This is a genomic window from Caenimonas soli (assembly GCF_013155545.1).
GTDB lineage: Bacteria > Pseudomonadota > Gammaproteobacteria > Burkholderiales > Burkholderiaceae_C > Ramlibacter > Ramlibacter soli.
On record NZ_JABJVV010000010.1, the window covers coordinates 24,454 to 49,038 of the forward strand.

30 protein-coding genes are annotated in these 24,585 nt (G+C 67.6%); 11 read left to right on the plus strand and 19 right to left on the minus strand.

Features of this window, described 5'->3' with window-relative positions:
* Positions 1 to 16 precede the first annotated feature (16 nt).
* From HNE04_RS16470 to HNE04_RS16485, 4 genes are read left to right on the plus strand one after another with little or no spacing between them, the layout of a single operon-like run.
* On the plus strand, positions 17 to 934 hold the full coding sequence (locus HNE04_RS16470) for a sugar kinase (RefSeq protein ID WP_172221321.1): 918 nt from the start codon (positions 17 to 19) through the stop codon (positions 932 to 934).
* On the plus strand, positions 931 to 1,827 hold the full coding sequence (locus tag HNE04_RS16475; protein ID WP_172221324.1) for a 2-dehydro-3-deoxygalactonokinase: 897 nt from the start codon (positions 931 to 933) through the stop codon (positions 1,825 to 1,827). The genes HNE04_RS16470 and HNE04_RS16475 overlap by 4 nt, the downstream gene beginning before the upstream one ends.
* The gene (locus tag HNE04_RS16480; RefSeq protein WP_172221327.1) at positions 1,824 to 2,462 is read left to right on the plus strand and encodes a 2-dehydro-3-deoxy-6-phosphogalactonate aldolase; all 639 of its coding nucleotides are present in this window, start codon (positions 1,824 to 1,826) and stop codon (positions 2,460 to 2,462) included. The genes HNE04_RS16475 and HNE04_RS16480 overlap by 4 nt, the downstream gene beginning before the upstream one ends.
* Complete coding sequence (locus HNE04_RS16485; protein WP_172221330.1) at positions 2,459 to 3,235, plus strand: SDR family NAD(P)-dependent oxidoreductase; 777 nt, start codon at positions 2,459 to 2,461, stop codon at positions 3,233 to 3,235. The genes HNE04_RS16480 and HNE04_RS16485 overlap by 4 nt, the downstream gene beginning before the upstream one ends.
* On the opposite strand, the gene HNE04_RS16490 is transcribed toward HNE04_RS16485, so the two are convergent.
* The 5 genes from HNE04_RS16490 to HNE04_RS16510 form a co-directional block, all read right to left on the minus strand.
* The gene (locus tag HNE04_RS16490) at positions 3,236 to 3,817 is read right to left on the minus strand and encodes a thioredoxin fold domain-containing protein (RefSeq protein ID WP_172221332.1); all 582 of its coding nucleotides are present in this window, start codon (positions 3,815 to 3,817) and stop codon (positions 3,236 to 3,238) included.
* Positions 3,814 to 5,934, minus strand: coding sequence for a hypothetical protein (locus tag HNE04_RS16495; RefSeq protein ID WP_172221335.1), 2,121 nt, complete (start codon positions 5,932 to 5,934; stop codon positions 3,814 to 3,816). Before HNE04_RS16495 ends, HNE04_RS16490 begins: the two co-directional genes overlap by 4 nt.
* On the minus strand, positions 5,931 to 6,140 hold the full coding sequence (locus HNE04_RS16500; protein ID WP_172221338.1) for a hypothetical protein: 210 nt from the start codon (positions 6,138 to 6,140) through the stop codon (positions 5,931 to 5,933). Before HNE04_RS16500 ends, HNE04_RS16495 begins: the two co-directional genes overlap by 4 nt.
* Before the next feature lie 74 nt (positions 6,141 to 6,214).
* Positions 6,215 to 7,447, minus strand: a complete 1,233-nt coding sequence (locus HNE04_RS16505; RefSeq protein WP_172221341.1) for an MFS transporter — start codon at positions 7,445 to 7,447, stop codon at positions 6,215 to 6,217.
* Entirely contained in the window at positions 7,440 to 7,895 is a 456-nt protein-coding gene (locus HNE04_RS16510; protein ID WP_172221344.1) for a MarR family winged helix-turn-helix transcriptional regulator, read from the minus strand. The genes HNE04_RS16505 and HNE04_RS16510 overlap by 8 nt, the downstream gene beginning before the upstream one ends.
* A gap of 55 nt (positions 7,896 to 7,950) precedes the next feature.
* Here HNE04_RS16510 and HNE04_RS16515 point away from each other — a divergent pair, with 55 nt between their 5' ends.
* Positions 7,951 to 8,496, plus strand: coding sequence for a PaaI family thioesterase (locus HNE04_RS16515; RefSeq protein ID WP_172221347.1), 546 nt, complete (start codon positions 7,951 to 7,953; stop codon positions 8,494 to 8,496).
* On the opposite strand, the gene HNE04_RS16520 is transcribed toward HNE04_RS16515, so the two are convergent.
* The 3 genes from HNE04_RS16520 to HNE04_RS16530 all read right to left on the minus strand — a co-directional run bounded on the left by HNE04_RS16520 (position 8,497) and on the right by HNE04_RS16530 (position 10,935).
* The gene (locus tag HNE04_RS16520) at positions 8,497 to 9,177 is read right to left on the minus strand and encodes a glutathione S-transferase family protein (protein ID WP_172221350.1); all 681 of its coding nucleotides are present in this window, start codon (positions 9,175 to 9,177) and stop codon (positions 8,497 to 8,499) included. It lies immediately after the preceding gene.
* 4 nt (positions 9,178 to 9,181) lie between these two features.
* Positions 9,182 to 10,393, minus strand: a complete 1,212-nt coding sequence (locus HNE04_RS16525) for an amidase (protein WP_172221353.1) — start codon at positions 10,391 to 10,393, stop codon at positions 9,182 to 9,184.
* A 62-nt stretch (positions 10,394 to 10,455) separates the two neighbouring features.
* Positions 10,456 to 10,935, minus strand: a complete 480-nt coding sequence (locus tag HNE04_RS16530) for a GNAT family N-acetyltransferase (protein ID WP_172221356.1) — start codon at positions 10,933 to 10,935, stop codon at positions 10,456 to 10,458.
* Positions 10,936 to 10,960: 25 nt separating this feature from the next.
* Between HNE04_RS16530 and gloA the strand changes: the two genes are divergently transcribed.
* Positions 10,961 to 11,356: a lactoylglutathione lyase gene (gloA, locus tag HNE04_RS16535; RefSeq protein WP_172221359.1), complete on the plus strand. Its 396-nt coding sequence runs from the start codon at positions 10,961 to 10,963 to the stop codon at positions 11,354 to 11,356.
* On the opposite strand, the gene eda is transcribed toward gloA, so the two are convergent.
* Positions 11,348 to 11,983 (minus strand): bifunctional 4-hydroxy-2-oxoglutarate aldolase/2-dehydro-3-deoxy-phosphogluconate aldolase, encoded by a 636-nt coding sequence (gene eda, locus HNE04_RS16540; protein ID WP_172221362.1) that lies wholly within the window; start codon positions 11,981 to 11,983, stop codon positions 11,348 to 11,350. The two genes, gloA and eda, sit on opposite strands and share 9 nt — an antisense overlap.
* Entirely contained in the window at positions 11,974 to 13,791 is a 1,818-nt protein-coding gene (gene edd, locus HNE04_RS16545; protein ID WP_172221365.1) for a phosphogluconate dehydratase, read from the minus strand. The genes eda and edd overlap by 10 nt, the downstream gene beginning before the upstream one ends.
* Before the next feature lie 129 nt (positions 13,792 to 13,920).
* Here edd and HNE04_RS16550 point away from each other — a divergent pair, with 129 nt between their 5' ends.
* Entirely contained in the window at positions 13,921 to 14,508 is a 588-nt protein-coding gene (locus HNE04_RS16550; protein ID WP_172221870.1) for a gamma-glutamylcyclotransferase, read from the plus strand.
* 79 nt (positions 14,509 to 14,587) lie between these two features.
* Positions 14,588 to 15,100 carry a superoxide dismutase family protein gene (locus tag HNE04_RS16555; protein WP_172221368.1) on the plus strand — a complete coding sequence of 171 codons (513 nt, stop codon included), beginning with the start codon at positions 14,588 to 14,590 and terminating at the stop codon, positions 15,098 to 15,100.
* A 302-nt stretch (positions 15,101 to 15,402) separates the two neighbouring features.
* Here HNE04_RS16555 and HNE04_RS16560 read toward each other — a convergent pair whose 3' ends face one another.
* Positions 15,403 to 15,996, minus strand: coding sequence for a nucleotidyltransferase family protein (locus tag HNE04_RS16560; RefSeq protein WP_407926607.1), 594 nt, complete (start codon positions 15,994 to 15,996; stop codon positions 15,403 to 15,405).
* An 82-nt stretch (positions 15,997 to 16,078) separates the two neighbouring features.
* Between HNE04_RS16560 and pdxH the strand changes: the two genes are divergently transcribed.
* Complete coding sequence (pdxH, locus tag HNE04_RS16565; RefSeq protein WP_172221371.1) at positions 16,079 to 16,726, plus strand: pyridoxamine 5'-phosphate oxidase; 648 nt, start codon at positions 16,079 to 16,081, stop codon at positions 16,724 to 16,726.
* 5 nt (positions 16,727 to 16,731) lie between these two features.
* Here pdxH and sugE read toward each other — a convergent pair whose 3' ends face one another.
* The 8 genes from sugE to msrA all read right to left on the minus strand — a co-directional run bounded on the left by sugE (position 16,732) and on the right by msrA (position 22,670).
* A complete protein-coding gene (sugE, locus tag HNE04_RS16570; protein WP_172221374.1) occupies positions 16,732 to 17,049 on the minus strand; it encodes a quaternary ammonium compound efflux SMR transporter SugE in 318 nt (105 codons plus the stop codon).
* Between the two features lie 41 nt (positions 17,050 to 17,090).
* Positions 17,091 to 19,094 carry a TonB-dependent receptor gene (locus HNE04_RS16575; RefSeq protein WP_172221377.1) on the minus strand — a complete coding sequence of 668 codons (2,004 nt, stop codon included), beginning with the start codon at positions 19,092 to 19,094 and terminating at the stop codon, positions 17,091 to 17,093.
* Between the two features lie 75 nt (positions 19,095 to 19,169).
* Positions 19,170 to 19,535 carry a hypothetical protein gene (locus HNE04_RS16580; protein WP_172221380.1) on the minus strand — a complete coding sequence of 122 codons (366 nt, stop codon included), beginning with the start codon at positions 19,533 to 19,535 and terminating at the stop codon, positions 19,170 to 19,172.
* Positions 19,536 to 20,027 (minus strand): DUF3299 domain-containing protein, encoded by a 492-nt coding sequence (locus tag HNE04_RS16585; RefSeq protein ID WP_172221383.1) that lies wholly within the window; start codon positions 20,025 to 20,027, stop codon positions 19,536 to 19,538.
* Between the two features lie 26 nt (positions 20,028 to 20,053).
* A complete protein-coding gene (locus HNE04_RS16590; RefSeq protein ID WP_172221386.1) occupies positions 20,054 to 20,287 on the minus strand; it encodes a hypothetical protein in 234 nt (77 codons plus the stop codon).
* A 3-nt stretch (positions 20,288 to 20,290) separates the two neighbouring features.
* Positions 20,291 to 21,493: an ABC transporter permease gene (locus tag HNE04_RS16595; RefSeq protein ID WP_328700350.1), complete on the minus strand. Its 1,203-nt coding sequence runs from the start codon at positions 21,491 to 21,493 to the stop codon at positions 20,291 to 20,293.
* On the minus strand, positions 21,490 to 22,131 hold the full coding sequence (locus tag HNE04_RS16600; RefSeq protein WP_172221392.1) for an ABC transporter ATP-binding protein: 642 nt from the start codon (positions 22,129 to 22,131) through the stop codon (positions 21,490 to 21,492). Before HNE04_RS16600 ends, HNE04_RS16595 begins: the two co-directional genes overlap by 4 nt.
* Positions 22,131 to 22,670: a peptide-methionine (S)-S-oxide reductase MsrA gene (msrA, locus tag HNE04_RS16605; protein ID WP_172221395.1), complete on the minus strand. Its 540-nt coding sequence runs from the start codon at positions 22,668 to 22,670 to the stop codon at positions 22,131 to 22,133. Before msrA ends, HNE04_RS16600 begins: the two co-directional genes overlap by 1 nt.
* Positions 22,671 to 22,780: 110 nt before the next feature.
* On the opposite strand from msrA, the gene HNE04_RS16610 reads away from it, so the two are divergent.
* A complete protein-coding gene (locus tag HNE04_RS16610) occupies positions 22,781 to 23,452 on the plus strand; it encodes a TetR/AcrR family transcriptional regulator (RefSeq protein WP_172221398.1) in 672 nt (223 codons plus the stop codon).
* Complete coding sequence (locus HNE04_RS16615; RefSeq protein ID WP_172221401.1) at positions 23,449 to 24,585, plus strand: efflux RND transporter periplasmic adaptor subunit; 1,137 nt, start codon at positions 23,449 to 23,451, stop codon at positions 24,583 to 24,585. The genes HNE04_RS16610 and HNE04_RS16615 overlap by 4 nt, the downstream gene beginning before the upstream one ends.

Here is a 24,585-nt window from a genome sequence, read left to right on the forward strand (position 1 = left end):
TTACGATAGCCTGAGCATGGAAAAACATTTTGACGTAGCCGCGCTGGGTGAGGCGATGGTCGAATTCAACCAGACCCATCCCGGCAAGCCCCAGTTCCTGCAGGGCTTCGGCGGCGACACCAGCACCGCCATGATCGCCGCCGCCCGCGCGGGTGCGAAGTCCGCGTACCTGACCCGGCTGGGCCAGGATACGTTCGGCGACGCGCTGATGGATCTCTGGCAGCATGAAGGGGTCGACACCAGCGCCGTGGAGCGCGACGCCGAGGCTCCGACGGGCATCTACTTCGTTTCCCACGGCCCCAAGGGCCATGAGTTCAGCTACCTGCGCACGGGCTCGGCCGCCAGCCGCATGACGCCCCAGTGGCTGCCGCGGGCACTCATCGCCGACTCCAAAATCCTGCATGTCTCGGGCATTTCCCTGGCGATCTCGCGCACAGCGTGCGAGACGGTGTTCGAGGCGATGATGCACGCGCGCGACGCCCGCACGCTGGTTTCCCTGGATTCGAACCTTCGCCTCAAGCTCTGGTCACTGGAGGATGCGCGGGCGGCCATCACCCGGGCCATGAGCCTGTGCGACCTGTTCCTGCCAAGCGTCGACGACGTTACCCTGCTGAGTGGCCTGGAAGATCCGGCCGCCATCGTCGATTGGAGCCATTCGCTGGGCGCCAGGAAAGTTGTGCTCAAGCTCGGAGCCGACGGCGCGCTGGTCAGCGACGGCAGCCGCCGCGTCCGCCTGGCGGGCCATCGCGTGCAGCTGGCCGATGCCACCGGCGCGGGCGATTGCTTCTGCGGCAACCTGCTGGCCCGCATCGCGCTGGGCGATTCGGTGTTCGATGCGGCGCACTATGCGAACGCCGCGGCCGCGGTCGCGGTGCAGGGCTTCGGCGCGGTCGCACCGCTGCCCTGGCCCGACCAGGTCAGGGCTTTGCTGTGAAGCAGCTGGTCGCGCTGGACTGGGGCACCTCGTCGCTGCGGGCGGCATTGCTCGATGGGCAGGGCCGTGCCGTCGAAGAGCGCTCGCTGCCGCGCGGCATCCTCACTGTGGCGCCGGGCGAGTTCCCGGCTGTCTTCGACGCTGCTTGCGGCGACTGGATGCGCGCCGGCTCACCGCTGGCCCTCGTCAGCGGCATGGCCGGCAGCCGGCAAGGCTGGCTGGAAGCGCCCTACTGCGCTTGCCCGGCCGGCTTTTCCGACATCGCGGCGCAACTGGCCTGGGTGCAAGCCGGCCGCGTTGCCATCGTGCCCGGCCTCTGCTGCGAGCAGCAGGGCCTGCCGGACGTCATGCGCGGCGAGGAGACGCAGGTATTCGGCGCGCTGTCGCTGCTGGAACTCGGCGAAGGGCTGTTGGTGCTGCCCGGAACCCACAGCAAATGGGTGCGGGTCGAGGGCGGCCGGATCCAGTCTTTCGCGACCTTCATGACAGGGGAATTCTTCGCCATGCTGCGCCGGCATTCCATCCTTGCGCGCACCCTGCCGGAGGCGGACGGCGAGCTGGACGAGCCGGCCTTCAGGCGCGGCGTGATGCACGCAGCGCAAAGCGGCAACCTGCTGCATTCGGCATTCAGCGCGCGCACGCTCTCGCTGTTCGAGCGGCTGCCGGCGGCTGCCATGCCCAGCTACCTGTCGGGCCTCGTCATCGGGGAGGAACTGCGATCGCAACAACTGCAGGCGCTGCGCGAACCTGTCGTCGTTATCGGGTCGCCGGCACTCACACAGCGATATGAACTGGGCCTGCAAACGCTGGGCGTGGCGTCGCGCCGCGTCGGCTCCGAGGCAAGCTGGCGTGGCCTGTGGGCCATCGCGCAAACGCTGGAAGGAACGGCATGAACGCACATGAGAAACTCCAGGGCGCATTGGCGGTGAGCCCGCTGATCGCCATCCTGCGTGGCCTGCGGCCCGACGAAGCCCATGCCGTCGGCGAAGCGCTGGTCACGAGCGGCTGGAAGCTGATCGAGGTACCGCTCAACTCCCCGGATCCGCTGCGCAGCATCGCCACGCTGGCCAAGGCTTTCCCCGCTGCCCTCGTGGGTGCGGGGACGGTGCTCCAACCCGAGCAGGTGCGCGAGGTCCATGCGGCCGGCGGGCAGCTCGTGGTCGCGCCCAACTTCAACGCCGAGGTCGTGCGCGAAGCCGTGCGCCTGGGCATGGTCTGCCTGCCCGGCGTGCTGACGGCGACCGAGGCTTTCGAGGCGCTGGCCGCCGGCGCCAGCGGCCTCAAGCTTTTCCCCGCCGAGATGATAGGGCCGGCGGCCGTGAAGGCCCTGCGCGCCGTGCTGCCGGCCGAGGCACTGCTGCTGCCCGTCGGGGGCATAAGCCCCGGCAATATGGGCACGTATCGGGCCGCCGGCGCCGACGGCTTCGGCATCGGCTCCGCGCTCTACAAGCCGGGCATGACGCCGGCCGAGGTGAAGCGCAATGCGCTTGACTTCATGGCCGCTTGCGCGGGTACGATTCGTACATGAATAGCGACAACGTTTCTTTCGGCCTGGCGGGCCGTGTCTGTATCGTCACCGGCGGCGCCCAGGGCATAGGCGAAGCCTGCGCGCGGCGCTTTGCCCGCGAAGGCGGCAAGGCCGTCATCATCGACGTGGACGACGCGCGCGGCCAGGCACTGGCCAAGGCGCTGGACGGCCTGTACCTGCATTGCGACGTCGGCGACAAGTCCCAAGTCGATGCCGTCGTGGCGCGGACCATCGAGGCTCATGGCCGCATCGACGTATTGGTCAACAACGCGGGCATCTTCAAGGCGGCCGATTTCCTGGACGTCACCGAAGCCGATTTCGACGCGGTGCTGCGCGTCAACCTCAAGGGTTCGTTCCTCATGGGGCAGGCCGTCGCCCGCCAGATGGTTGCGGCGGGCAAAGGCAGCATCGTCAACATGAGTTCGGTCAACGCCACCCTGGCGATCCCCAACATCTCCAGCTACAACGTGAGCAAGGGCGGCATCAACCAGCTCACCCGCGTGATGGCGCTGGCACTGGCCGACAAGGGCGTCCGTGTGAATGCCGTGGCGCCCGGCACCATCGCCACCGAGCTGGCCGCCAAGGCCGTGCTGACCACCGAGGAGGCCCAGAAGCGGATCATGAGCCGCACGCCCATGAAGCGGCTGGGCGAGCCCTGGGAGATCGCCGACACCGTCGCCTACCTGGCGAGCGATGCCGCCAGCTACATCACCGGTGAGATCGTGGTGGTCGACGGCGGGCGCATGACGCTCAACTACACCGTACCGGTATAACTAGTTCGCCGGCACATCCAGGCCCAGCAGCTTCGCCAGCTCGGGCGTCGGCAAGCCTCCTTCCCGGCTCACCAGCGCACCGGTCTTCGCATGCTGGCCGACGATGGTGGGGATGGAGGTGAAGCCGAAGCGGTTCATGAGCGCCGTGTTCTTCAGCACGACCGCCCTCTGCGCCTCGATGTCCCCTTCCGCCTGGATGCCGCCCTTGCCGGCAGACATGGACGCTTCGTGCTCGTCCATGGCCGACACGGGATTCTTGGAGGCGAGCAAGGCCGCCCCCTGCGTCTGGCTGTTCTTGTTCATGATTGCCACCGGCACCCAGATGAACTTGGCCTGGGTTCGCAGGGGCTTGGCCGCATTCCAGAGCGCCGCGCAGTGCGGGCACTGCGGGTCGAAGAACACGTACACGGTTCGCGCGCTGATGGACGAGCCCAGGGTGAAGCCGGTCGCCTCGGCCTCGATGGCGGATATGGAGACCGGCACTCCGGCGGCCGCCTTGGCGCCTTCGGGTGGCGGCGAATCCTTGCAGCCGGAAACCAGGAGGCCGGCAGCCAGCGCGGCAATAAGGAAAAGTGTTTTCATGCTCGGGACTCGGATATGGATCCCGGAACTTTAACCTCGGCGGCGCGCAGCTCGGCGCAACGCTTCACCAAGGCCCTGTGGATCTGGGCGTGGCGCTGGGCGAATTCATCCGTACCGCGCGGCGGTGCCAAGGCGGCCAGCTTCTCGCCGCAGTTCCAACGGTTCAGCTCCGGGCCCAGCGCGATCAGATAACGTTCCAGCGTGGCGAGGCTGCTGTCGGCCCGGGCCGCGCGGTAACGCTCCAGCTCGGAGACGATTCCCTGCCACCGTGCCAGCGCCTGACCCGAGGCGGCAGGCGCGTCCGCGTGGGCCAGCAGGGGCGCCACCTGGCGGCCAAGCTCGTCCAGGCTGGCGAACTGCTCCATGAGGGCCTGGCGCATGGCCGGGACATCCGCTACGGCGAAGGCCTGCAGCAAGGGCGAGCCCTCCCCCTGCCACCAGCCGAAGTCAACGGCAAGTTCCGAATACAGGAGCGACCGGCGCATGGCTTCCTCGGCCAGCGTGAGGCGTCCCTGCACATCGCCTGCCAGCAGTGTGCGCAGCCTCTCGGCGCTGTGCCGGGCGCCGAGTTCAGCCAGCAGCGTCCGCGCCCTGGCGAGCTGCTCGCGCTGCGCCCGGAACGCCGCGGCGTCAATCGCCGTGGGCGGCTCGGCGGGGCCCAGCGGGCTCATTGCTTCGATGATCCGGTCCTGCACCAGCTGGGCCAGTTGCGCATCCACGATCCGTGCGACTGCGCCGCGCAGCGCCGGCGGGAATTTCGGCAGGCCCTCGGCAACGACGCGCCGGCGCACCTGGCCCATGGCAACCGCTTGCTCCAGCCGCTGGGTGTCCCAGGAGACGAGCGAAGCCTCTCCCACCGGGAACCCGCCGTCGCCCGCCGGCACCATGAAGGGCTCCCGCAGCAGCGCAACCAGTCCATCGCGCAGCGCCGCCCGCTCGGGCGACAGCACCAGACGGCCATTGCCCGGAGCCCAGACCAGCGACGGCTCGCCACCGTTGCGGAAGGTTGCCACGAACTGCCCGCGAAAGCGCAGCAGCGCCTGATCCGACTGGCGACGCACCTGATCGACTGCTTCGGGTCCCAACAGCAGCGGTATGGCCGCGGCGCCAGCCAGCAGCTTCTCATGCGCCGGTCCCAGGCTGGGCGCTCCGCTGTGCATCCAGGCGTAGTCGGTATGGGCCAGCAGAACCTGCTGGTGGTCGAGCGCCAGCACTAATTCGCGCAAGGCTTGCAAGGTCTCGCCCGGGGTGCCCGGCCTGGCGCCGGGCGCGAACAGGAGCTGCGTGCGCTGCGCGAGAAATACTTCGGTGGCGAGCAGTTCGTTGCGCTCGAACAAACGCGCGTCCAATGCACTCATGGCCTTGCCCAGGCTGCAGCGCGCCGCTTGCTGCAAGCGGGCCGTGCCGAGCGCGGCATGGGCGGCCTCGGTGGGCCTGAAACCGCGCCGCACGAACCCGGTGCTGCGCGCCAGGCGCCCGGGCAACTCGGCGCCGAGCGTGTAGCGCACCAGCAGCCGCAGGTCTTCGGAATCGGCCGGGCCGGGGCCTTGCAAGGCGGTCATTGCCTGCAGTGCCTGATCGAGTTGCCCGACGCGCGCAAGGTAGTCCCGCGCAGCAGCGAACTCGGGTGATTCGAGCGGACCGCTATGCGCCATCAGCGGCGGCCGCACGCAGTCCCTCACCGCCTGCAGCTCAGCGGTGCCGCCGTCCAGCGGCACCCCCGTGATCTGGCTGGCCACGAAGTGGACCTCGCGGCGCATCGTTTCCACCGCGATCTCGCTGAACGCGCGCTCGATGCGCAGGCCCACGCGTTCCTTGAGGGTATCGAACACGCGCCAGGAACCCGGTATGAAGAGCGTCCATACCGTCTCCTCCTGCAGGCGCTCGGCGGCCGCAAGCAGGGTCAGGGCCTTGCTGCGATACCACTCGCGCGGGATCGCTTCGCCCTGCAGCGCCATGCGTTCGCGCAAGGTCGCGTCGGCGCGGATCTGCAGCAGGGTATTCACGAGATCGTCGTTCCACGCATCGAGCTTCACCGCGGCCACCCCCAAGGCGACCATCCAGGCGCCCAGCGCCAGGGCCGCAACGCTGCGCAGCAGCCGGCCCGCGTGTCTCATGTAGTCCCCGCCGTCAATTGCTCGGCGTCCAGCACTTCGCGCACTGGCCACGAATGCCAGAGCCAGAGCACTTCGGATATTCCGAGCAGCGCGATCGCGAGCAGCAGGAACGGCCACACCCGCCGCCACGAGCGCAGACGCCGCGACCCTATGGCCAAACGGTGGCTGAGCTTGGCGCCCGATCGCGCCGGCATGTGGTTGTGCATAGCTTCGAAATTATCGAAGCGCCGCTGCGCGCCGTGGGCCGCGCGCAGCGTGTGTTTCTCAGTTCAACGTTCGCTTACGCCGTTGCAGGCCTGGGCACCACCGGCAGCAGAGCCTCGCGGATCGGCAGGTGGATCAGCGCCGCGCCCACCGCCAGCACGATGTCGATGTACCAGACCCAGTCGTACGAGCCGGTGGCCTCGAAGACCCTGCCGCCCAGCCAGGCGCCCAGGAAACCGCCAACCTGGTGCGTGAGCATCACGATGCCGAACAGGGTGGCCATGTTGGCGGGGCCGAAGAACTTGGCCACCAGCCCCGCCGTGGGCGGCACCGTGGACAGGAACGTGAGGCCCATGACGGCAGCGAACACCAGCATGACCGGGCCCGTCTTGGGTGCCAGGAGGAACACGATCACAGCCAGGGCACGCGCCGTGTAGACCAGCGCCAGCAGCGACTTCATGCGCCAGCGTCCCACGGCCCAGCCCATGGCGACGCTGCCGACGATGTTGAACAGCCCGATCATGGCCAGCGACCAGCCGGCCCATTCGGTGGGCAGGCCGCAGGATGCGATCACGCCCGGCAAGTGGGTGGCGAGGAAGGCCACGTGAAAGCCGCAGACGAAGAATCCAGCGCCCAGCATCAGGTAGCTGGGGTTGCGCAAGGCCGTACGGATGGCTTCGCGGGTGCCCACCACTTTCTGCCCCGCAGGCGCCGACTGCAGGGAGTTGCCCTTGAGCAGGAAGGCAGCCGGAAGGCACAGCAAGACGACCAGGCCCATGGCCTGCATGGCACCAGCCCAGCCGATGCCCGCCATCAGCGCCGCAGCGATCGGCGCCATCAGGAACTGGCCGAAGGAGCCCCCCGCATTCACGATGCCGGTGGCCAGGCCGCGCTTCTCGGCGGGGATCAGCCGCGTGGTCGCCGCCATCAGCACAGCCGGGCCCGCCATCCCCGCCCCGCCGGCCGACAAGACGCCAATGGCGAAGATCAGTCCCGCGGTCGTGGTCATGTACGGCGTGATGAACGTGCCCAGCGCGACCAGCAGCGCCCCGGCGAAGAGAACCCGGCCGGCGCCGACCTTGTCGGCCATGGCACCTGCAAACGGCTGGGTCAGCCCCCACCAGAGCTGGCCGAAGGCGAAGGCCAGGCTGATGCTGCCGAGGCCCAGGCCGGTTGCCGTGTTGAGCGGGGACAGGAACAAGCCCATGGTTTGGCGCGTGCCCATGGTCAGGGCGAAAGTGCCGGCGGCGGCCAGCAATACGATCCAGAAGGCCATGCGCCGGCCTTCGATGTTCGTCGGGCTATTCATCGATCTCTCCATCGGGTAGGGGTGAAAGAAGTGACAGGCACTCGTCGATCAGCGCATGCAGTTCGACGACGCGGCGCGGGCCGAGCGTCTGGTTGATGCCCTCCTGCGCCACGCGCCAGCGGCGCTGAGCCTCCTGACGCTTTTCGCGGCCCGCGTCGGTGACACTGACCAGGCGGCTACGCCCGTCGGCGCCGGGGCCGAGCTCCAGCCAGCCGGCATCGATGAGCGGGCGCAGGTTGCGGCTGATTGTGGAAACACCGATCTTCATCTCGCGCGCCAGATCGCCGGGGCGGATGGGACCGAGCTTGACCACATAGGACAGCAGCGAATACTGCGTGCCCTTGAGCCCCGTCTTGCCGACCTCGGCGTCGTAGTGCTGCGCCACGCGGCGCATCAGCTGGCGCAGCTTGATGTTGGTGCAGCCCTGCGGCTTGACAGCGGTGTCCATGTTGATTATTGTACCTGCAACTGTTGCATATGCAAGTTTAATTCGAGGAACCCCCATGACCCAGATGAACCAGCTCGAGGCCTGGCTGGCCCAGGAGCGAGAAGTGATGGCGCGGCTCGATGCCGGCGCCGGCGCCGGTGTGGCGCGCCCCGAGCAGGTGGCCGGCAAGAGCGGGCTGGAAATGCTGCAAGCCATGCTGCGCGGAGAGCTGCCCTACCCGCCGATCGCCAAGACGCTGGACTTCTCGCTGCTGGAAGTGGAGGAAGGCCGCGCCGTGTTCCAGGGAACCCCGGGCCCCGCCCACCTCAACCCGATGGGCACCATCCACGGGGGCTGGTACGCTACCCTGCTCGATTCCGCATTGGGCTGCGCCGTGCACACCATGATGCCCCCCGGGCGTGGCTACACCACGGCCGAACTGGGCGTGAACCTCGTGCGTGCCATCGGCGCCAAGGCGCCGCGCGTGCGGGCCGAGGGCAAGGTCATTCATTGCGGCAGGCAGCTGGCCACGGCCGAAGCGCGGCTGTACGGACCGGACGGCACCCTGTACGCCCACGGCACCACGACGTGCCTGGTGTTCGAGCTGCCTGCGCAGAAGTAATCAAAGGCCGCGCAGAAAGCCTGGCACCGGCCGGCCCACCGAGGCCAGCCAGGCTGCCATGGCGCGGGCCACGGTACGCACCGCGGGCCGCTGCGTCACCCGGTCCCGCCATGCCAGGAGCCTGGGCGTGGCTTGCGTGAGCGGTGCGCCCTGGCGCTCGCCGAACAGCGCCGCCATGTAGAAGGCGATGTCGGCGAAGGAATAACCGCCGGCCAGAAAATCGCGGCCCTCCAGCAAGGCTTCCATGTCGGCGTAGTAGCGGGTTGCCGCTTCGATGGCGGCAAGGGCGGCCTCCCCTTGGAGTTCGCTTTGGAGTCCCATCAGGCGCACGACATGCGGGAAATAGACCTCATCCGATTTGTGCTCCAGCAGCCTGGCGCGGGCCCGCTCACGTGGCTCTTGGGGCCACAGCGCAGGCGTGGGCTGCAGGTCCTCCAGGTACTCGAAGATCTGGGTCGAGTCGAAGATCTCCAAGTCGCCGTGTACCAGGACCGGCACCTGCCGCTTGGGATTGATGCGCAGCACCTCCGGGTGCTTGGGCGTGTACAAGGCCGTGAAGTCGAAAGGGACCATCACGAGATCGAACTCCAGCCCCTTCTCCAGCGCGGCTATCTGGGCCTTGGCTCCGAACATGCTGAGCGGCCCGGAATACAGGGTGAATCGGTTGGAAGATGTCGCCATGCGCTCAGGCCCGCAAGAGGTGCTCCAGCAGCAGGCCCGCCGCCAGGCAATCGCTGTCATTGCCGGGCGGCGCAATGAATTGCACGCCCATCGGGCGGTTGTTGACGCCCACGGCGCCGGGCACGTTCAGGCAGGGCGTGCCGAGCAGGGTCCAGGCGCGGTTGAAGGTCGAAGCACCCGTGCTTGCATTTCCCATGGGGGGCTCGTCCGGCGCGCTGGGCGTCAGGAGCACGTCGACACCCGCGAGCCATTCGCGGCACCGCAAACGCGCCTCGCGCGCAACCGCCTGCGCAGCCGCATACGCTTCATCGGTGATCTTGGCACTGGCCAGCAGGTATTCGCGCAGCAGCGGCGAAAGCCGGTCCAGGCCGGTGTCCGTTTCCAGCGCGAGGGCCCGCGCGGCTTCCCAACCCTGCACGGTGTCGTGGGCGGTGAAGGCCTCGGCGGCCCAGGAGGGCAAGGTACAGGGCACGAGGCGCGCGCCTGCGGCTCGCAAGACTTCGGTGGCTCGCGCCATCGCCCGCTGGGCGCTCGCCGATATTTCTCCCCAGGGATAGGCATCCGGAACGCCGATGGTCCACTCCCCCGGCTCACGCGACGCGGGCGGCATGATGCGTTGGCCGCTGGCTGCCCGCGCGAACTCGCTGACCTCGGCGACCGTGCGCGCGAACAGTCCGACGGTGTCGAGTGACCAGGCGAAGCATTTCATTCCCGCGGTGGGCAGCACACCGAAGCTGGGCTTGAAGCCGGCGATGCCGCAGTACGAGGCCGGCCGGATGGTGGAGCCGCCGGTCTGCGAGCCGACGGACAGCGGGACCAGGCCCGCCGCCACGGCGGCCGCGGAACCGGCGGACGAACCACCGGGCGTGCAGCCCGGGGCCGCGGGATTGAGCGTACAGGCGGGCTCCAGGTAAGCGAATTCGGTCGTCACCGACTTGCCGATCACGAGCCCACCGGCATTGCGGATGATGCCGACCATCGCCGCTTCGGTGGACGGCTGGTGGCCCGAGTAGATCGGCGAACCGTATGCCGTCGGAAAGTCCGCCGTGTCGAAGATGTCCTTGACGGCAATCAGCTTTCCGGCGAGCGGACCGGTGAGTTGCCGCGCCATGCTGGAGGCCGAGGCGTCGTCGCGCACTGCCGTAAATGCCTTCAGGCTCGGATTGGCCGTCCTAATCGCTGCCAGGGCTTGCGCTACGTTGTCGGGCGTGGCCATTGGGTTGCCTTGAAGAGCTTGACAGCTTATCCACGGCGCCGCGATTCGGCAACAGCAAACAGTCAGGCGTTGGCTGGCCTGGCCCGAAAAAGCGCCTTCTCGAGCTTTATCGCATCGATCATGCCGCGGTAATAGCCTGGCACGATGCCCTGGCGCCGGTATCCCTGGTCCTGGTAGAACGCGAGGGCAGCCTCGTTGTCCGCGCGCGCTTCCACCTGGATGTGTTCCAGCCCGGCCGTGACCGCGCATTTCTCCAGCCACGCCAGCAGCAAGGCGCCCAGCCCGCGCTTTCTGTGGTCGAGGTGCACCCCGAGGAGCACCAGGTGGGCGCGGCGCTCGCCGTAGCGCATGATGCCGAACCCCAGGAGGGCATCCTGTTCGCGGACCACGGCCACGTTGGTGGACGGGTCATGGATGGCTTTGAGGACGCGGGCCTGCGTCCAACTCCAGCCCAGCCCGTACTCGATGTACTCGCGCGACATCTCGGCAATGTCGCGCGCATGCGCCGGGACGGCGAGGCTGATGTGAGGGCTGAGGATCATGGCCTTGCCGCATCATAATTCGCCCATGAGACTTCTACACACCATGCTGCGCGTGGGCGACCTGCAGCGATCCATCGATTTCTACACCCGCGTGCTCGGGATGAAGCTGCTGCGCACCACCGAGCGGCCGGAGCAGAAGTACTCGCTGGCTTTTGTCGGCTACGGCACAAACCCGGACCACGCCGAGATCGAGCTGACCTACAACTACGGCGTGGACAGCTACGAGATGGGCACGGCCTATGGCCACATCGCGCTGGGCGTTGCGGACGTGTATGCGGCCTGCGAGAAGATCCGCGCCGGCGGCGGCAACATCACCCGCGAGCCGGGGCCGGTCAAGGGCGGCACCAGCGTGATCGCCTTCGTCACCGATCCCGACGGCTACAAGATCGAATTGATCGAGCGGGCCAGCGAATCAGCGTAGCGCCACCGCCTCCCGCGCGAGTTGGGTGATACGCGCCCAGTCGCCCCGGGCCACGGCATCGGCCGGCGTCAGCCAGGAGCCGCCGACGCAGACCACATTGCCCAGCCCCAGGAAATCCGCCGCATTGGCGGCCGTGATCCCGCCGGTGGGGCAGAACTTGACGTCGCCGAACGGGCCCTGCCAGGCCTTGAGCATCGCCAGCCCGCCGGCCTGCATGGCAGGAAAGAACTTCAGCGCCGTGTAGCCGTCTTCCTGCGCCGCCATGATCTCGCTGCCAGTGGCCACGCCGGGCAGCAGCGGCAATTCGAGTTCGTGGCAGGCCTTGCCTACGGCGTGGGTGTAGCCGGGGCTGACGGCGAAACGCGCGCCCGCCATTGCCGCGGCCTGCGCATCGGCCGCGCTGCGGACGGTGCCGGCGCCCGCCACTGCCTCAGGCACCTCGCGCGCGATGGCCTCGATGCAGGCCAGCGCAACCGGCGTGCGCAGCGTCACTTCGAGCATGCGGATGCCGCCGGCCACCAGCGCCCGCGCCAGGGGCACCGCATGCGCGACGTCGGACAGGACGATGACCGGAATCACCGCTGCGTCGTTCATCACTTCGAGCGATGTCAGTTGCTTCATAGCCATGTGCAGGCGCCCTCCTCGGCGACCAGGGCGTTGCGCCGGAACGCGGTGAACAGTTCGCGGCCGACACCCATCGCGTCGGCGGCCCTGAGGTTGTCCGGCATGACGGCATTCTCGCGCAGGGCCCAGTCCGCATCGGGCACCAGCGCTTGCAGGGTTCCGGCCTCGGCGTCGAGGCGAACCATGTCACCGTCGCGCAGCTTCGCCAAAGGCCCGCCCGCCGCCGCTTCCGGCGACACGTGGATGGCGGCAGGCACCTTGCCGGAAGCCCCACTCATGCGGCCGTCGGTGACGAGCGCCACGCGAAAGCCCCGGCCTTGCAGCACGGCCAGCGGCGGCGTGAGCTTGTGCAGTTCGGGCATGCCATTGGCCTGCGGGCCCTGCCAGCGCACCACGCAAATGACGTCGCGTTCCAGTTCACCCGCCTTGAAGGCTTGCAGCAGTTCCTCCTGAGCGTTGAAGATGCGCGCCGGCGCCTCGATGACGTGACGATCGTTCGGCACGGCCGAAACCTTGATCACGCTGCGCCCCAGGTTGCCGGTGAGCAGCTTGAGGCCCCCGGTGGCGCTGAACGGGTCGGTGGCCGGGCGCACGACGTCGGTGTCGCGCGATGGCCCGATGTCCGACCACGCCAGGCCGTCACTATCGAAATGAGGTATGCGCGTGTATTCACGAATGCCCCCCTCGCGCACCGCCAGCACGTCCTCGTGCATCAGACCGGCGTCGAGCAGCTCGCGGATCACGTAGCCGGGGCCGCCGGCCGCCTGGAACTGGTTCACGTCGGCCGTGCCGTTGGGATACACGCGGCTGAGCAAGGGCACGGCGGCGGACAGTTCGGCAAAGTCATTCCAGTCGATGCTGATGCCGGCGGCCCGCGCCACGGCGACCCAGTGAATGAGGTGGTTGGTCGAGCCGCCCGTCGCCAGCAGCGCCGCCATTGCATTGACGATGGCCCGCTCGTCCACCATGCGTCCGATGGGCACGTAGCGCCGCGCCTTGATGATTCCCAGCACGGTGCGCAGCGCTTCGCGCGTGAGCTGCTCGCGCAATTCGTTGCCCGGATTGACGAAAGCCGTACCAGGTACGTGCAGCCCCATCGCTTCCATCAGCATCTGGTTACTGTTGGCGGTGCCGTAGAACGTGCAGGTGCCCGGCGAGTGATAGGCCCGCGATTCGGCATCGAGCAAGGCCTCGCGCCCGACCAGGCCCTGCGCCGCCTGTTCGCGCACCTTGGCCTTTTCGGTATTGGACAGGCCGCTGGGCATGGGCCCACCGGGCACGAAGACCGTCGGGAGGTGGCCGAAATGCAGCGCGCCGATGAGAAGGCCCGGAACGATCTTGTCGCAGATGCCCAGCATCAGGGCGCCATCGAACACGTCGTGGCTGAGGGACACGGCAGTGGCCATCGCGATCACGTCGCGCGAGAACAGGCTCAACTCCATGCCCGGCGTGCCCTGGGTCACGCCGTCGCACATGGCGGGCACGCCGCCCGCCACCTGCGCCGTGGCGCCGCGCTTGCGCGCCTCGTCCTTGATGACGTCGGGGTACGTGGCGAACGGCGCGTGCGCCGACAGCATGTCGTTGTACGAAGTGACGATGGCGATGTTGGGCGCCTTCTCGGCCACGACGCGAAACTTGTCGTTCGAGGGAAGGCCCGCAAAGGCATGGGCCACGTTGGCGCAGCCCATGCGGTCGGCGCCGCGTTCGCGCGCGGCGGCCTCGTCGATCAGTCGGAGATAGGCGGCACGGCCAGGGGCGCTGCGTTCGCGAATGCGCTCGGTGACGGCCACAACAGCGGGATGAAGTTTCATCTTGGTCCGGTAACAAAATTACGGCTCATCCTACCCCGGACAAGCCGTCCCGGTGTGTGCCGCAGTTACGAACGGGTTACCAAATTGCCGGGGCAATGGTCGGGCGGTAAAGTGGCGTCCATGACCCCTATGAGCGATCTGCCCAAGCCGTTGCGCGACCCGGCGCCGATGCTGGAAAAGGCGCTGCAGGAATGGGGCGGCCGCGAAGACCTGTGGATCTTCGGCTATGGCTCGCTGATCTGGAGACCCGACTTCGAATTCGCCGAGCGCCGGCCGGCGAAGGTGCATGGCTGGCACCGGGCCCTGAAGATGTGGAGCCGCATCAATCGCGGCACGCCCGAGCGGCCCGGCCTGGTGTTCGGCATGCTCTCCGGGGGCTGTTGCCAGGGCATGGTGTTTCGCATACCCAAGCAGAACGGCCAGGAAGTTCTGACCAGGCTGTGGTCGCGCGAAATGGTCACCGCGGTGTACGACCCGAAATGGCTGACCTGCCACACCAGCCACGGGCCGGTTCAGGCGCTGGCCTTCACCCTTTCGCGCAAGAGCCCCAGCCACACGGGGGTGTTGAGCGAAGAGGAATACCGGCGCATCTTTACCGAAGCCACGGGCATCTACGGCACGACGCTGGACTACGCGCACCGCACGTGGGAAGAATTGCGGCGGCACAACATCCACGACCGTGGGCTGGAGCGGCTGCTGAAGCTGTTGCAGCGGTAGGTTTTCGGGGGGTTGGCGTTGGTACTGTCGGCCACTTATGGGCTACAGTCCGTTAAAACAGCAACGTGGGAGACTTCCGATGGCCAATCGCCTGCTCTGCACCCTCGCCGTGGTCGCCCTCGCGGGTTGCGCCACTCCCGAAGGCCCCAAGGCTACCGCCAACCTCCAGCCCACCACCGGCAACACCGCGAGCGGCACCGTGCGCTTCGTGCAGTCCGGCAAGAACGTGCTGGTCAGTGGTGAAGTGCGCGGCCTCAAGCCCAATGCCGAGCACGGCTTCCACGTCCACGAGAAGGGCGACTGCTCCAGCCGCGATGGCATGGGCACCGGCGGCCACTTCAATCCCGATGGCAAGCCCCACGGCCAGCATAGCCACGGCACGCACCACGCCGGCGATCTGCCCAGCCTGAAGGCCAACGCCAACGGCGTGGCGACCTTCAGCTTCGAATCCAGCGCCATCACGCTGGGCAGCGGCAACGCCGACGTTGTCGGCAAGGGCCTGATCGTCCACCGCGACCCCGACGACTTCAAGACCCAGCCCACCGGCAACTCGGGCCCGCGCCTGGCTTGCGCGGTGATCGTCAAGTCCTAGCGGTCAGCATCCTCGCGGCAAGGCTGTGCGCCGGTCGGCTGCGGCGCGCGGACCAGCCGTTCGGCGCTGGGAGCGCCGAAACGATGCGGAGGTCGAGTTTGCGGCCTCCAGACTAATCGTGGTCTGTCCCCGCGCTCCGGAGACGTCCTGCGCGCTGATCGCGCGCAAACGGCCGCAAACTCGACCTCCGCATCTCGCCTGGTCCCGATTGCGCGCCGCAGCCGACCGGCGCACAGCCTTGCAACAGAGTGGTTGGAGTGGACGGGTCATTGGGGTACCGCCCGCCGCCGGCCAACGTGTTCCTAAACGCGCAAGAGCAACCGCTCCGCCTCCGCCAAGTCGCGCGTCGTATCCACGTCCGTGACGATGCCGGGGTCGTCCAGCTCCAGCTGGGCAACAGGATTCACCACCGCCTGAGCCCGTGCCACCAGCGCCGCGCCTTGGGGCCCCTTGAGTCGCAACAGTGCATCACGGCATGAAGCGGCGAAACCGACGGGGTGGCCACGCCGGCCCTGATAGAGCGGAAACACCACGGTATGCTGGGACAACGCTGCAGCGACCGCCTTCAGGCTGTCGGGTCTGACCAGCGGCAGATCGCCGGGAAGGATCAACCAGCCCGCAGCATCCTGGGTCGCGCGCACCGCGGCCGCGATGCTGTCACCCATGCCTTCGTGCCCCTGGTCTTCCAGGTGCCAGGGCAAACCGCTGGCGCGCACCGCGTCAAGCGTGCGTTCGAGCACGGGCTTGCCGGCCAGCAAGGCGTGCAGCTTGCTGCCTGTTCCGCCGGAAGCGATGAAGCGCTCGCCGCGCCCAGAAGCCAGGACAAGCACGACCGGCTGCCTCATTTCACCTGCGCCATGGTCTTGCCCTGCAGGGTAACGGTTCAGCGTGGCCATGAAGGAGCTCCTCGGGTAGGTTTTCGGCGCAAGGGTCCACTGTAGCGCGGCGATTCCCGGTCGGCGATGAGACAATCCCTGCATGAGCACGACCTCCTCCCGCATCGCCGAACTGCGCAAAAGCTATGAGCGCGCCGAGCTGAGCGAAGAGGCCTCGAATGCCGATCCGTTGCAGCAGTTCGACCGCTGGCTGACCGAAGCAATCAGCGCGGAAGTCCCGGAACCGAACGCCATGACGCTGGCCACGGTCGGCAGCGACCTGCGGCCCAGCACCCGCGTGATCCTGATCAAGGGCTACGACGAGCGCGGCATCGTCTGGTACACCAACTACGAGAGCCGCAAGGGCCAGGAGCTGGCGGGCAATCCCTATGCCGCACTGCAGTTTCACTGGGTCGAGCTGGAACGCGTGGTGCGGATCGAAGGCCGCGTGGAGAAAACCTCTGCGGCCGAGAGCGACGCGTACTTTGCGACGCGGCCACTCGATTCGCGCATCGGGGCCTGGGCCAGCCCGCAAAGCCAGGTGATCCCCAGCCGAACCGTGCTGGTCACCAATGCGGCCAGATACGGCGCGCAATTCATGCTCAACCCGCCGCGCCCGCCGCACTGGGGCGGCTATCGACTGGTGCCCGACCAATGGCAGTTCTGGCAAGGGCGCAAGAGCCGCCTGCATGACCGGCTGCGCTACACGCTGCGCAACGGCGAGTGGGTGCGCGAGCGGCTGGCGCCCTGACCGCCTCAGGCGTGCGTGATCTTCAAACCGATGATGCCCGCCACGATGAGGGTCACACAGACCAGACGCCCCAGCGTCGCGGGTTCACCGAACAACACGATGCCCAGCGCCACGGTGCCGACGGCGCCGATGCCGGTCCACACGGCGTAGGCCGAACCGACCGGCAGGCTGCGCATCGCCCAGCCCAGTAGCACCACGCTGGCGACCATGGCCGCCGCGGTGGCGACCGAGGGCCAGAGCTTGCTGAAGCCGTCCGTGTATTTGAGGCCGATGGCCCAACCGACCTCCAACAGCCCCGCAACCGCCAGTACCAGCCACGCCATTGCATCTCCCACGCAAAAAAGAGCGCAGCCTAGCACCGCCGTCAGAAACTCGCTTGCAGCCCCAGCTTCAAGCTACGCCCCGGTAAGGGCACCTTGCCCGGCGCGGTCTGCGTGAGGATGGAAGTGGCGCTGTAGGCGAGCCTGTCGCCGACGTTGTCCAGGCGGGCGTACCAGAGCAGATTGGACGCGCCCGCTTTCATGCGATAGGTCAGTGCGCCTGTCCATAGGTTGTAGGCGCCGGTTGCCAGTTCACCGGCAGGCACGCGATCCTGCCGGGCGAAATGGTCGAAACCCACACGCGCGCCCCAGGCGCCCTGCGCCCACGCCAGCGTCGCGCCCGCGCGCCAAGGCGCGATGCGTGGCAGCGCCTGGCCGGTGTCCGTGTTGGCCGCCCGCACGGTGTCGCCCCGCAATTCCAGGTCCAGCGTGGACGGGCCCTCGTGCAGCCGCACGTTGCCGCCCGCCTCCAGTCCGCGGAAATTGGCCCGCACCTGGCGGTAGGCGAACTCGGGCAAGAGCTCACCATCCACGTCGCGCTCCAGGCCCGTCGCCTCCAGCGAGATGTAGCCGGCGAAGCGGCTGTGGAAGGCGCTGAGCTTGAAGTTGTCGGCGCCGCGCTTCCACTGCAGGCCCAGGTCCAGATGCCGTGAGCGCTCTTTGCCCAAGGCGGGGTTGCCCAGCTCGTAGGCGCCGGTGGCGACGTGGGGACCATCGGCGAACAGCTCGTAGTCCTTGGGCGCGCGCTGGGTCGCCGAATAGTTCGACGTGAGCTGCCAGGCCGGCGCCAGGTTCCACAGCGCGCCCAAGGCGTAACTGCCCGGGTTGAAACTGCGGCTCGCCGGCGCGAAGCGGGCGACGACCGGGTTGCCGAGCGACTGCACCTCGACCGATTCGGCCCGCGCGCCGAGACTCAGCTTGCCCCATGTGGTGGCCAGTTCCTCGTAGGCGAAGGCGGCGCGTTGCCGCGTGCGGCTGTAGGGTGCAAAGGCTTCGTCGCCGTCCGCCGAGAAGCGCGTGTTTTCCCCCTGCACGCCGATCACACCCTCGACCGGCCCCAGTCGCGCGTGCCGCGCCTCCAGCCGGAAATCGTTGCCCCGGTTCTTGAACAGGGTTCCGGGGGCGCCGGCGTCGAACTCGGTATGCCGGTAATCCGTGTGGCTGAACTGGCCCTTGATGCTCTTGATGAAGCCACCCAGGTCGCGCAGTTCGCCCTCGACGGCGTAGCGTTGCGAGCGCATATCGATGGTGACCTCATCCTCGGCGACGGTGCCGTAGTCGTTGCCGTAGGTGGACACGGACGCGCCGAGATAGCCTTTGTCGAAGAACAGCGACCCGCCCACCGCCCCGCCCCGCACGTCACTGGCCGAGTTGCAGATGCGGCGGGCGAAGCTGGTGACGCTGTCCTTCGTGCACGCCAGCGAGATGGGGACACGCACGTCCTGCGTGCTGCGATTGAACACATCCGCATGCAAGCCCAGCCGCTGATTGCCGCCTTCGATCATGAAGGCGGCGGCACGCTCCCGGTTGCCGCTGGCCAGGCCCAGGTCCGCCTTGCCGCTCACGCCTTGCAACGGCTCGCGCGGGATCCGGTTGTCGATGATGTTGACCACACCGCCCACGGCACTGCCGCCGTACAGCAAGGCACCAGGGCCGCGCAGCACTTCGATGCGCTCGATGCTGATCGGATCCGCGGTGACCGCGTGGTCATAGCTGAGGCCGGACGCATCCACCGTGGCGCCGCTGTTCGACAGGATGCGGATTCGGTCGCCGTCCAACCCGCGGATGACGGGGCGGCTGGCATTGGGCCCGAAATAGCTGCTGCTCACGCCGGGCGTACCCGACAGCGTTTCGCCCAACGTCGTTTGCGCGCGCAACAGCAGACCGGTGCCCGAATATTGGGCGGCCGGCGCTATCAGGTCGGTTGCGCCCAGCGGATTTCCGGTGACGGTGACTTCCTTCAGGGAAGGCGTGGTCTGGGCCAGCGCCATGCCGCCCAGCGAAAAGATCGCCGCGCCCATGGCGCTGCGGGACATATGAAATTTCATGAAAAGCTTCGGTTGATTCGAACAAGACCAGGCAGGCGCGGGGGCTGGAAGCCCTGCGCCTGCAACTGCGGGAAATCAACGAAGCTGGGGCGGGCCTCGCGCGTCGAACAGCGCGGCCCAGCGGGCGAGTGCTTCGCCCTGGAACCATTGCAGGAAGAACAACGGGGCTGTCACGGGCAACAGCACCACCGCCACGGAAGGCAGGCAGCCGCCGTGGCTCAGCTGGTCGAACAGGCGGCACTCCGACTCGCCGCCATGGCCACCGAACAGCGTTTCGGTCCAGGCGTGACTGTGGTGGCCTTCGTCCTGGGCATGGACGGATACGACTTCGGCTTTGCCCTCGAACTGCGAAAGGTGCACGACGCGATGCACCAGGCCCAGCGTCTGCGCTGCAACCAGCGCAAACAGCATCAGCCAGAGCAAACCGCGCCGCAGTGCCATCTACTTGACGCCGACAGCGTCGGTGATCCGGTAGTACAGCCCATAGGGGTCGTCGTTCAGCACGGCGAACTTGCCCTCCACAGTGACCGGCTCGAGCGTGTATTTCAGGGGTGTCTTGGTCTTGACCTCGACCATGCTCTCGGGCCCGCCCGGCATGCAGAAGCTGCAAGTCAGCGGCACCGAGCTCAGCAGGAAATGGGTCTGCTTCTCGCCCGGCTCCAGCGGCATCATGAAGCCCTGGATGCGCTGGGTCTTCTGGTTCAAGGCCAGCTGGGGCTTGTCGAACACCGGCAGCACCTTGTTCTTTTCGGTCTTGGTCTTGATCGCCGTGAGCAGCGACCAGGGCACGACGTCGCTGCGCGCCGGCAAGGGCGCGAACGGACTCTTGGGATCATGGACCCCCGGCCCCGCACCGGCAGGCACGGGCGAGCTCAACTGGGCGCCGGCCGAGGCCGCAAACGCGAGGGCCAGCAAGACAACTGCTCTCTTCATGGCTTTTTCTCCTGGAACGGACACGGTCAGTGTTCGTGCTTCATTCCGCAGTATTTTCCTATGGCCAGGCCCTTGCAGGCGGCCTGCAATTCCTTTTGGCACTGGTCGTGCTTCTTGCCCGACTCCAGGCACTTGGCCGCGGCGTCATGGGCGGCCGCCATGGCGCGGTGCCGCTGGGCGTCTTTCTTGATGTCTTCCGGGCTTTCCGCCGCCATCGCCAGCAGCGGCAGGCAGCACAACAGGAACATCAACCGTTTCATCTTTCACCTCGTATTCAGCAATTGGGCCACATCCACACGGTAGGCGCTGATCACGGGAATCAGTGCCGCCAGCGTCGCCACCGCGAAGGCGGCCCCCGGGATCCAGGCCTCGGCTGGGACCCATATGCGGCCCGTCATCGGCAGCGAGCGCTGGGCCTCCAACAAGTAGCCTACCAGGGCTGTCAAGCCATGCCCGACAGCGAGGCCCAGCACCGAGGCCAGCAAGGCCAGCCACAAGGCCTCGCACAGCAGCAAGGCCGCGACCTTGGCGGGCGTGGCCCCCAGCATGCGCAGCATCGCCAGGTCGGCGCGGCGCTCGCGCACCGCGGTCCAGAAAGCGATGAACACGCTCAGCCCGGCCGTGAACAGCAGCACGGCCCCCACGCCGCGCAGCACCTCCGAGCCCACGCCCAGCATGCGCAGCAGGCGCGACACTTCGATGGCCGGCGCCGCGGCTTGCATGTCGGTGGCGCTGTTGATCCAGCGCGGAAAAGAAGCTGCCGCCAGCGGGCTCTTGTAGGTGATCAGGGCGATGGTGACTTCGCGCTCGGCCTGCAGCGCCTTGCGGTCCTCCTCGTCGGCGGCCATGGACTTCTCGTGCACCTGCCACACCGATTCGGTGGCCGTGAGGATCAGCCGGTCCACGACGCAGCCGCACGGCGCGAGCACGCCGGTGACGCGGTAGGGATCGTTGCCATGCTCGTGCCCACTCGCGCCCAGCCCATGGCTGCCGACGAAACTGTCCCCCGGCTTGATGCCGGTGGCCTGCGCCACTTGCGCGCCGAGCACCGCGTCCATCGGCAGGGACCAGGCCTGGCCGTGCGCCAACGCCACGCGGTAGTGCGCAAGATAGTCCCTCGTGGTGCCGACGATGCGGTAGCCGCGAAAGGCATCTCCCAGGCTCAGCGGAATCAGCTTGGCAACCTCAGGCCGCCTGGCCAACTCCTGCACGTCGTCCAGGCGGATGTTGCCCGGCGGCACATCGATATGGAACACCCCCGCCAGGATCAGCTGCATGGGGCTGCCCTTGGCGCCGACCACCAGGTCGATGCCGGCCAGGTCGCGCTCGAAGGCGCGATCGATCTGCTCGCTGGTCAGCAGCACGAAGGTGATCGCCGCCAGCCCCAACGTGAGCAGCAGCAGGTTGAGCAGCGCCGCAAGTGGTCGCGACCAGAGATAGCGGAATGCCAGGGCGATCGTGCTCACGCCGATCCAATCCGATAGACGATGGCGGCGGGCAAGGCCTCCTGCACGCGCCGGTCGTGCGTGGCGATCACCAGCGTGGCGTTGCATCGGAATGCGCAGGACTCCAGCAGCTTGAGGCCTGCCAGGGCCGCCTCGTCGTCCAGGCTCGCCGTGGGCTCATCCGCCAGGATGACCTGGGGCTCCATCAGGATGCTGCGCGCCAGCGCCACCCGTTGCGCCTGGCCACCGGACAGCTGCGAAGGCCTGCGCTCAGCCAGCTCCGCGACGCCCAGTTGTTCCAGTGCATGGTGCACGGCGCCTTGCTTTTCCGGCAGGCCCGCCGCGTAGAAAGCTAGAGCCAGGTTCCGCTCGACCGACAGCGCGTCGCTCAGGTGCAGCTTTTGCGGCAGGAAGCCCAGATGCCGCGCCCGCCAGCCGTCGCGGGCGGCTCGGGAAAGCGCAGACAGCGACTGGCCCGCGACCACGATGTCTCCGGCGCCGGCCGTCAGCAGGCCCGCCGCCAGCGCCAGCCAGGTCGATTTGCCGGCGCCGGAGTTGCCGCGCAGCAGCAAGGTGGCGCCCTGCGGCACATCGAGATCGGGAAACGCCAGGGACGGGCCGCGCGGGTAGTCGTAGCGCAGCGCGCTGGATTGAATCATCAGTCTTTGACGAGGTCCGCGAAGGTCTTGCGGAACTTGGCGACCTTGGGGCCGGCGACGGCCACGCAATAGCCCTGGTGGGGGTTCTTCTCGAAGAAGTCCTGGTGGTATTCCTCGGCCGGCCAATAGTTGGCCAGGGGCAGCACCTCGGTGACGATGGGTTTGCCGAACAGCTTGTCCTGGCTCATCTGGCGGATCATTCCATCCGCCTCTTCTTTCTGCTCGGGCGTGGTGTAGTAGATGCCGCTGCGGTATTGGGTGCCGCTGTCGTTGCCCTGCCGGTTCAAGGTGGTGGGGTCGTGGACGACGAAGAAGATCTCCAGGATCTGGCGCACGCTGATCTGCGAAGGGTCGTAGGTGAGCTTGACCACCTCGTTGTGGCCGGTCGTGCCGGTGCAGACCTGCTCGTAGCTGGGGCGCTGCACGTGGCCGTTGCTGTAGCCGGATTCGACGTCGGTGACGCCCCGGACCTTGACGTACACGGCCTCGGTGCACCAGAAGCAGCCGCCGCCCAGGACAATGGTTTGCAAGTCGCTCATAAATGGATTCCCTTCGCCAGACCCGAACTGTAGCCCCATCGCGTCCCATGCTGGTTGACGGCCCGCCCGCCAAAAGCTACATTACTAACCAGTCAGTCATTAATTTTTCCATGTCTCTTTCCAAGCTCATAGGCGCCAAAAGCGACGAGGTGCAGGCCAAGCGCGAGCGCCGCAAGGAGGCTCGCCCCGGCGAGCTGCTCGATGCGGCCCTGGACCTGTTCGTCGAAAAGGGCTTTGCCGCCACCCGCGCCGAGGAAGTCGCGGCGCGCGCCGGCGTGTCCAAGGGGACCTTGTTCCTTTATTTCCCCAGCAAGGAAGAGCTCTTCAAGGCGGTGGTGCGCGAGAATATCTCGGGGCGATTCAAGGAATGGAACGAGGAGTTCCAGGCTTTCGAGGGCACGACGGCCGACATGGTCCGCTACTGCATGAAGGTCTGGTGGGAACGGGTCGGCGCGACCAAGGCGTCGGGCATCACCAAGCTCATCATCAGCGAGGCCCGCAACTTCCCCGACCTTGCCGCCTTCTACCAGCGGGAGGTGATCAAGCCGGCGCAGGACCTGATTCGCCGCATCCTGCAGCGCGGCGTGGACCGGGGCGAGTTCGAGGTGCGGGACATGGAATACGCCACCTTCAGCATCACAGCGCCGATGATCTTCCTGATCATGATGAAGCACTCGCTGGGCGCCTGCATGCCGCAAGATCATCCGCTGGACCCGGAACGCTACATCGCGTCCCAGGTCGAGACGTTGCTGCAGGGCTTTTGCGTGCGAGGCAAGAAATGACCCGGCGACATTACACATGGCTGGCCCTGGGCCTGGTGGTGGCGCTGATCGCTTTCAGCGTGGTGCGCGCCCTCTCGGCCCGCAAGGCGCAGCAGGAGGCGGTGTCGCAGGCCAGCGTAGCCAAGGTGCAAGCCTTGGTGGAACTCGCCGCCAGCGACGTGGTGAAGGCCGAAACGCGCGAGCTGGCGCAGGGCCTGCCGATCTCGGGCTCGCTCAAAGCCATCAACTCGGCCGTCGTCAAGGCGCGGGCCGCCGGCGAACTGCAAGGGCTCACGGTCCGCGAAGGCGATGTCGTGAAGGCCGGCCAGATCGTCGCTCGCATCGACGCCACGGAATACAGCGCCCGCGTCAAGCAGGCACAGCAGCAGGCCGATTCGGCCAAGGCGCAAATCGACATCGCCCAGCGCCAGTGGGACAACAACAAGGCGCTGGTGGACCAGGGCTTCATCTCCAAGACCGCGCTGGACACGTCGCTCAACAACTTCAACGCCGCGCGGGCCAACCACCAGGCCGCGCTGGCGGCCGTCGAGATGGCGCGCAAGACGCTGGACGACACCGTGCTGCGCGCGCCGATCTCGGGCGTGGTGGCACAGCGCCTGGCCCAGCCGGGCGAGCGCGTCGGTGTGGACGCCCGCGTGATCGAGATCGTGGATCTGAGTCGACTGGAGCTCGAAGCCACGCTCAGCGCCGTCGACTCGATGAACGTGCGCGTGGGCCAGGAAGCCGTGCTGCAGATCGAAGGCAGCGCCAAGCCCGTGCTCGCCAAGGTGGTCCGCATCAACCCCAGCGCGCAGGCTGGAAGCCGCAGCGTGCTGGCCTACCTGGACATCGTGGACGCAACCGGCCTGCGCCAGGGCCTGTACGCGCAAGGCACGCTGGGCGTCGGACAGGCCTCGGGCCTGGCCGTTCCGCTTTCAGCGGTGCGCACCGACAAACCCGCTCCCTACGTGCAGGTGGTCGAGAACAACCAGGTCGCGCACAAGACCGTCGAGCCCGGCGCGCGCGGGGATACCGGCAAGGAAGTGATGGTCACTGTGAAGGGGCTGAGTCCCGGCGCCGTGGTGATCAGGGGCAATGTCGGCTCGCTGCGCGAAGGCACGCCGGTCAAGTTCACCAAGGCTCCCGCCCCGTAA